The organism is Streptomyces sp. NPDC048275, from assembly GCF_040652275.1.
GTDB lineage: Bacteria > Actinomycetota > Actinomycetes > Streptomycetales > Streptomycetaceae > Streptomyces.
This window is the reverse complement of sequence record NZ_JBEZLR010000115.1, coordinates 23,454-31,020: the sequence shown is the minus strand read 5'-3', so window position 1 is coordinate 31,020 and position 7,567 is coordinate 23,454. Positions and strand designations below refer to the sequence as shown.

Below are 7,567 nucleotides of genomic sequence, written 5' to 3'. Positions count from 1 at the left end.
TCCTCCGCCTTGCAGCTGGATGCACCAGACCCCGCTCACCTGGGCTATCAGGCGCCGTTGCTTCCCTGCGACCTGATCCGCCGGACAGGCCCTAGGACCTGTCGTCCACGGCGGCACCCGTAAGCCCGAAGGTTTCGGGCCGGCTTGGCCGAAGCTTGTCGTGATCAAGATGAGCGGATTCCCGAAACACAGAAGCGGGATCGGATAGGTTTCGATTCGTTTTCGTGCGCCACGCGCGCGTGCCGTGCGCACCGACCGCGAGCCAGTCACGCACCAGTCACTTGAAGCATGGGGTGGGGATTTCATGTCCAGCCATCGGCAGTCGAAGAAACTCAGATACACGGCCTGGGCCGCCGCCGGCGTCGCCGTGGTCGCCGGAGCGGGGATCGCCGCGCAGACCTCGACGGCGGCCACCACCTGGCCCGCGCAGAAGACCTTCACCGGCCGCGCCTTCGACACCTGCACCGCACCCTCGCTGTCTGCGATGAAGGCCTGGAACACGGGCTTCTACGGCGCCGCCGCCGTCTACATCGGCGGCAAGAACCGCGGCTGCGGCCAGCCCAACCTCACCGCCTCCTGGGTGAAATCGGTCAGCGCGAGCGGCTGGAAGCTCATCCCGCTGTACGTCGGCGCCCAGCCGTACTGCCAGAGCGGCTCCAGCCCCGAGAAGCTCACCGCCGCCACCGCCGCCTCGCTCGGCGCCACCGATGCCGCGGACGCGGTGAAAAAGGCGTCGGCCCTCGGCATGAAGGCCGGCAGCCCGATCTACCTCGACATGGAGTCGTACGACATCACCGACACGGCCTGCAACAAGGCGGTGCTGACATATGTGCGCGCCTTCGACAAGACGCTGCGCACCAAGACGTACCGCGCCGGTTTCTACGGCTTCGCCAGCTCCAGCGCGAAGGCCATCGCCAACGCGACCGACCGCACCGACCTGCCGGGCAATCTCTGGTACGCGCTGTGGGACAAGCAGAACACCACGACCAAGGACTGGCCGTTCGGTGCCACCCAGTGGACGAACCACAGCCGCGCCCACCAGTACATGGTGAACAGCAAGGAGACCCGCGGCGGGTACACGATCACCGTGGACCGGAACGCCTGGGACGCGCCGGTGGCGATCACGGGCTGACGCCCAGGTGGCCCATGTGCCTAGGCTCTGTCGTCACATTCCCGCCTGCCTCGTGACGCCATGCACGCTCCCCCAAAGGGGGGACCCCCACTCGCCGCACCGGGCACAGACCCACGTACAACCAGTACGAGGGACTGTGCCCGGCACGCCGAGAGCACGCACCTACGGCAGACATCAGCCGCTCCGCGGCGGGCGCGAGGCCCGCCCTCCGGGCGGACGACGGGAATGTGACGACAGGACCTGGTGCGGCCGGGCCCCATGTGACCCGTGTGCCGCCGATGTGATGGTGCGACGGTGCCTGAAGGCGGAGCGAATCGTTGGTCGAAAGGGTGGCCGAGAGCTGGGCCACTGCCTACCATCGATCACCGCAAGACTTTGTGCACCGTCGCACAATCTCCTCGGGAGGTTTCCTTGCACCGCCGCCGTCGCACCGCGCTAGTCCTCTCCGCCGTGATCGTCGCCGCGGGCCCCCTCCTCACCGCGTGCGGCAACGAAGCGCACCCGGGTGCCGCGGCCGTCGTCGGCGGCCAGCGGATCACGGTCGAGCAGCTGGAGAGCCGGGTGAACGAGGTGCGGTCGGCGCAACGGGCCGCCACCACGGACCAGGCCCAGTACGAGCAGACCGTCGCCAGGACCGCCGGCCTCACCCGCGACACCCTGCACACCATGGTCCTCGAGCGGGTCCTGGAGCGGGCCGCCAAGGACGCGGGCGTGACCGTCACCCGCAACGACACCCAGCAGATGCGGGCCGCGCTGGAACAGCAGGCCGGAAGCGCGAAGGCGCTGGAGACGGCCTGGCTGCAGCAGTACGGGGTGGCGCCGGGGCGTCTCGACGAAAACCTCCACACCGAGATCGAGGCCCAGAAACTGGCCGCCGCGCTCGGCGCCGACATGAACACCACCGAGGGCAAGGCCACGTTCTGGAAGGCCATGTCCGAGGCGTCCAAGAAGCTGGACGTCGATCTGAACCCGCGCTACGGCGCCTGGGACGTCCAGAAGAGCAGCCGGGTCGATGTGAAGACGCCGTGGCTGCGGGAGATCACGTCGGCGGGGGCCCGGCAGACGGCGTAGTGGGTTGCGCTGCGGTGCACGGGTGTGGTGCCCGGACGCGGTGTGCGCGCGTGCGTGCCGTGCGCGCCGACGGCTGTGGATAAGCCGGGGGATAACCCGCTGGATAAATCGTTGGATAAGCGGTTCAGCTGACCGGCCTGTGGATATCCGACGGCCAGGCCTGTGGATAACTGCCGGGCTGTCGGCGGCGTGGGTTACGTTCGATGGGTGAACGCAACCAGCTTCGACGACGCCCCTGAGGCGGCCGGCTCCGACGCCACCGGCCCCGGCTCTGAACCCGTCCTCGCCCCCGGCCGAATCGTCCTGCTCACCACCAGCCACCGTGTCGCGCCCGGGCTGCTGTCCTGGCCCGCCTGGCAGGCACTGCGCGGCGCCGACCAGGTGCTGTGCGCGGACGGCGCGCACCCGCAGCTGCCGTATCTGCGCGAGGCCGGCATCACCGTCGCCGAGCTGTCCCCCAGCGCCCAGGACCTGGTCGACGCCTGCGCCGGCGGTCGCACCGTGGTCGTCGTCGCCACCGGCGAGGGCGAGCCGCGCCTCACCGACGGCCTGGCCCGGCTCGCCGGCTCCGGCCGCATACAGATGCCGGAGCTGGAACTGCTCCCCGCCTCGTACGACCTGCCGGGTGCCCGCCTCCTCGACCTCGTCCAGGTCATGGACCGCATCCGCGTCGAGTGCCCGTGGTCGTCCCAGCAGACCCACAAGGGCCTGGCCAAGTACGGGATCGAGGAGGCGTACGAGCTCGTCGAGGCGATCGAGGAGGGCGACCGGGACGAGCTCAGGGAGGAGCTCGGAGACGTCCTGCTTCAGGTCGTCTTCCACGCGCGGATCGCCGAGGAAGGCGGCGAGGAGGACGGCGCCGCCCCTTTCTCGATCGACGACGTGGCGGGCGGCATCGTCGCCAAGCTGATCCACCGCCACCCGCACGTGTTCGGCGACGAGACGGCCACGACCCCCGACGAGGTCAAGGAGCACTGGCTGCGCACGAAGGCCGTGGAGAAGCAGCGGACATCGGTGACGGAGGGGATACCACTGGGCCAGCCGGGCCTTGCGCTCGCGGCGAAGCTGTCGTCGCGGGTGCGCACGGCGGGCCTCGAGGTGCCGCTGCCGCAGGGCGAGGGCGTCGGGTACGAACTGCTGGCCATGGCCGCGCACGCCGAGGCCGAGGGCGTGGACCCGGAGGCGGCGCTGCGGGCCGCGGCCCGGGCGTATCGGGACGCGATCCGCGCGACGGAGGGGAGCCGAGCTTGATCTTCATCTTCGGGTTGCCCGAAGGTCGGCAAGGGCTTCGGCGCGGTCGGCGCGTCCGATGGTTCTTCCCCCGTCGTAGCGGGGTGCCCGGGCGGCGATCCCTGGTTCCGGGCGAGGCATTTCTCGGCGACACCGCGATCGAGGCGGTAGGACCGGCCTGGGCTCCCTGACGGGGCAGGGTTACGAGCTCGGGGCGCGCCCGGACGGGTTGTGCCAGTTCGGTTGCGGCCGGTCGAGCAGCCACTCCGCCGAGCCCAGCGGTCGGGGGTGCTCCTGCCCGGTGGGCGGCAGCAGGTCGTGGAAGATCCGCTCGGGCGGGGCGCCGAGGGTGAGAAGGGCCTCGCCGATGTCCTCGACGAGCTTGGGCGGACCGGCCAGATAGACGTCCTGCCGCGCCCAGCCGGCCCGGTTGCCCAGCGCGGTCAGCAGCCGTTCGGTGGCCTGGGTCCTGGGGCGGCCGGGCGCCGGGGTGATGAACGTGACCGTGAGCCGGGTGAGCCGGGCCTGTAAACGCTCCACGGCGGACCGGTCGTAGAGGTACGAGGTATCGCGGGCGACGAGGAACAGCCTCACCTCGTGTGTGTCGTCGAGTTGCTGCAGCAGCGCCTTGACGGGGGCCCACCCCGTGCCGGCCGCGATGAAGGTGAGCGGCCGCACGATGGGCGTGCGCAGGATCAGCCCGCCGCCGGGCGCGCCGAGCCGCAGGATGTCGCCCGCCCGGGTGCGCCGGACCAGGGCGGTGGAGAGCACCCCGCCCTCGACACGGCTGATGTGCAGGTCGAGGGTGTGGTCGGCGCGGGGCGCGTTGCCCAGTGAGTACGGCCGCCAAATGCCCGGCAGATGGGGGTTGTTGACGCTGACGTACTGACCGGGGAAGTAGCGGAGTCGGTGCTGCGGTCGCAGGGTCAGCACGACGAGATCCTCGCCGTGCAGCGCCCGGTTCACCACCTCGGCGTCCCACCAGGGCGGTTCACCCGCGTGCTGCGCCTCCCACGCGCCCTGAAGCATGACGTTGGTGATCGCTCCGTACGCCTCGCCCCAGGCCTTCTCGGTCTCCGCGTTCCACGTCGCCCCCGCGACGACGGCGAACGCGGCGAGCAGACTCGCCCCCACGGCGGCATAGTGTTCCGGCTCGGCCAGATACTTCCGGTGATCCCGCCCCAGCTCCCGCAAGTAGCCCGGCAGCGCCGGATCCTCCAGCCGCTCCATCACATACGTGAGCGCCGCGAACAACCGGTCGCGCTGCCGCTGCATGTCCTCCGGAAAGTCCAGCGGGAAGAGCCCGCGGAGGTCCGGGTGGTGCCGGAAGAGATGCGAGTAGAAGTACTTGACCGCGAACTCGGCGCGTCTCTCGACGACCGCGAAGCTGGATCTGAGTATTTCGGGGTCCACGGCGCGATTTAGGGAGGTTATGAGCCGCCGAGTCAAACAGCAGGTCATGTACGGAGAGTCTGGGGTGAAGCGGGCGGGAGGCCATGGCGGCGGAGCGCGCGCCCACCCCGGTTTCCGCCGGCTCCTGGCGGCGAACCACGGAGTTGCGGGCGCCGTACCTCCGGATACCGTCAGGGCGTGACCGACCAGCCCCCGCCGTTCAGCCCCGCCCCGGAACTCTTCACCTGGGAGTTCGCCACCAACCCGTACCCGGCGTACGCCTGGTTGAGGGAGCACGCCCCCGTGCACAGAACGCGGCTCCCCAGCGGGGTGGAGGCCTGGCTCGTCACCCGTTACGCGGATGCCAAGCAGGCGCTCGCCGACGCGCGGCTGTCCAAAAACCCGGCCCATCACGACGAACCCGCGCACGCGAAGGGGAAGACGGGCATTCCGGGGGAGCGGAAAGCCGAGCTGATGACGCATCTGCTGAACATCGATCCGCCGGACCACACCCGGCTGCGGCGGCTCGTCAGCAAGGCGTTCACACCGCGACGAGTGGCGGAGTTCGCGCCGCGTGTGCAGGAGCTCACCGACCACCTCATCGACCAGTTCGCCGACAAGGGCTCCGCCGACCTCATCCACGAGTTCGCCTTCCCGCTCCCCATCTACGCCATCTGCGACCTGCTGGGTGTCCCCCGCGAGGACCAGGACGACTTCCGGGACTGGGCGGGGATGATGATCCGGCACGGCGGGGGGCCGCGGGGCGGGGTCGCGCGGTCCGTCAAGAAGATGCGCGGATACCTCTCCGAGCTCATCCACAAGAAGCGCGAGGCTCTCCCCGACACGCCCGCCCCCGGCGAAGACCTCATCTCCGGCCTCATCCGCGCCTCCGACCACGGCGAGCACCTCACCGAGAACGAGGCCGCGGCGATGGCCTTCATCCTCTTGTTCGCAGGTTTCGAGACGACCGTGAACCTGATCGGCAACGGCACCTACGCCCTGCTCACCCACCCCGAGCAGCGACAGCGGCTGCAGGCGTCCCTCGCCGCCAAGGAGACGGCGCTGCTGGTAACCGGTGTCGAGGAACTCCTGCGCTACGACGGCCCCGTCGAACTCGCCACCTGGCGGTTCGCGACCGAGGCCGTCAGCATCGGCGGGCAGAACATCGCGCCCGGCGACCCCGTTCTCGTCGTACTCGCCGCGGCGGATCGCGACCCTGAACGGTTCGACCGGCCGGACACGCTCGACCTCTCCCGGCGTGACAACCAACACCTCGGCTACGGCCACGGCATCCACTACTGCCTCGGCGCTCCCCTCGCCCGGCTGGAGGGGCAGACCGCGCTCTCCACTCTCCTCACCCGCCTCCCCGACCTCCAACTCGCGGGAGATTCGGCCGATTTGCGCTGGCGCGGTGGCCTCATTATGCGGGGATTGCGCACTCTTCCGGTGGAGTTCACACCGGGTCCGTAGTCATGTCTGGATCATGATCACCCGGTCACGAAAAGGTGACGGTCGCTCAACTCTGTGATCTTCACGTGATCTGCGCTGCATCGACTTGTGACAAGTGTTCGGGTGCGGATACGTTCAGTCGTCAACGCGACTCATACGTCGCGCAGTCATCTGCTGTCACGCGAAAGGCTTCCGCATGCTCTCCGGGAACGGCCGCCATCGTCGCCCCCGTCAGGCTCCGGCCCTCATCGTCGCGGCAGGAGTGACCGGATCGGCCATCGCCATCCCGTTGCTCGGTGCCACCGGTGCGAGTGCGGCCGACGGCACCACGTGGGACCGGGTCGCGGAGTGCGAGAGCGGCGGCGAGTGGAGTGCCGACAACGGCAACGGGTACTACGGCGGCCTGCAAGTGACCCAGGAGAACTGGGAGAAGTACGGCGGCCTCAGCTACGCGCCCAGCGCTGACCAGGCCAGTCGCTCGCAGCAGATAGCCCTCGCCGAACGGCTTCTTGACGACAAGGGCCTCGTCGCCTGGCCCACCTGCGGACCGCTCTCCGGGCTCAGTGCGAACTCGGCCGAGTTCGAGGTCGACACGGGTGTGGCGGATGGCTCGTCCGGCTCGTCGAATTCATCCGGTTCTTCCGATTCGTCGGACTCATCCGACTCGCCGTCGTCCGACTCGTCCTCGGGTGCGACCAAGAACACGACGAAGGCCGCCACGTCGTCCGGCGGCAAGAGTGACTCCGACTCTCAGGATTCCGACAGCTCGTCCACAGCCACGGCGAAGAGTGATAAGTCGGGCAAGTCGGGTCAGAGCGACGACTCGTCGAGTGCGTCCGAGGGTGCGACGACGAGCGCCGGGCGCCATCGCGGCGGCAGTGCCGACGAGGACACGAGCGGTATCGCGACCGGCAGTTCGGCGGACGGCCGTACCGGCGACCCCTCCGGCCGACACGCCTCCCGCGACTCCGGCGCGTCCCGAGACGTCGTCGACGGCTCGTACGTCGTCCGTGTCGGGGACAGTCTCTGGAACATCGCCGACTCCCTTGACCTCGAAGGCGGATGGTCGGAGCTGTACGCCGTGAACGAGGGGACGGTCGGCGCCGATCCGGACCTCATCCTCCCCGGTCAGAGCCTTGCAGTTGGTGCTGAATCGGGCGAAAAGTAGCGGGAGTTCACGTCATGGTTCGCTGCGGAATGTCCGGTTTGATCAGAGTGAGACATGAGTCTCAGAAGCCCTGATCGTCTTTGAAATTCCGCCGATCGCATGTCTACGGTCATCACCGCTCGCCA

At 69.2% G+C, this 7,567-nt stretch carries 6 protein-coding genes; 5 read left to right on the top strand and 1 reads right to left on the bottom strand.

Annotated features, from left to right (window positions below):
- Positions 1–304 precede the first annotated feature (304 nt).
- The 3 genes from AB0D57_RS40675 to AB0D57_RS40665 all read left to right on the top strand — a co-directional run bounded on the left by AB0D57_RS40675 (position 305) and on the right by AB0D57_RS40665 (position 3,454).
- The gene (locus AB0D57_RS40675) at positions 305–1,132 is read left to right on the top strand and encodes a glycoside hydrolase domain-containing protein (protein WP_362085784.1); all 828 of its coding nucleotides are present in this window, start codon (positions 305–307) and stop codon (positions 1,130–1,132) included.
- Between the two features lie 411 nt (positions 1,133–1,543).
- On the top strand, positions 1,544–2,203 hold the full coding sequence (locus AB0D57_RS40670) for a SurA N-terminal domain-containing protein (RefSeq protein ID WP_362085781.1): 660 nt from the start codon (positions 1,544–1,546) through the stop codon (positions 2,201–2,203).
- 207 nt (positions 2,204–2,410) lie between these two features.
- Positions 2,411–3,454, top strand: a complete 1,044-nt coding sequence (locus AB0D57_RS40665) for a nucleoside triphosphate pyrophosphohydrolase (RefSeq protein ID WP_362085778.1) — start codon at positions 2,411–2,413, stop codon at positions 3,452–3,454.
- Between the two features lie 180 nt (positions 3,455–3,634).
- Here AB0D57_RS40665 and AB0D57_RS40660 read toward each other — a convergent pair whose 3' ends face one another.
- Positions 3,635–4,846, bottom strand: coding sequence for a globin domain-containing protein (locus AB0D57_RS40660; protein WP_362085774.1), 1,212 nt, complete (start codon positions 4,844–4,846; stop codon positions 3,635–3,637).
- Positions 4,847–5,023: 177 nt separating this feature from the next.
- Here AB0D57_RS40660 and AB0D57_RS40655 point away from each other — a divergent pair, with 177 nt between their 5' ends.
- Complete coding sequence (locus AB0D57_RS40655) at positions 5,024–6,295, top strand: cytochrome P450 (RefSeq protein ID WP_362085771.1); 1,272 nt, start codon at positions 5,024–5,026, stop codon at positions 6,293–6,295.
- 175 nt (positions 6,296–6,470) lie between these two features.
- The gene (locus AB0D57_RS40650) at positions 6,471–7,442 is read left to right on the top strand and encodes a transglycosylase family protein (protein WP_362085768.1); all 972 of its coding nucleotides are present in this window, start codon (positions 6,471–6,473) and stop codon (positions 7,440–7,442) included.
- Positions 7,443–7,567 lie beyond the last annotated feature (125 nt).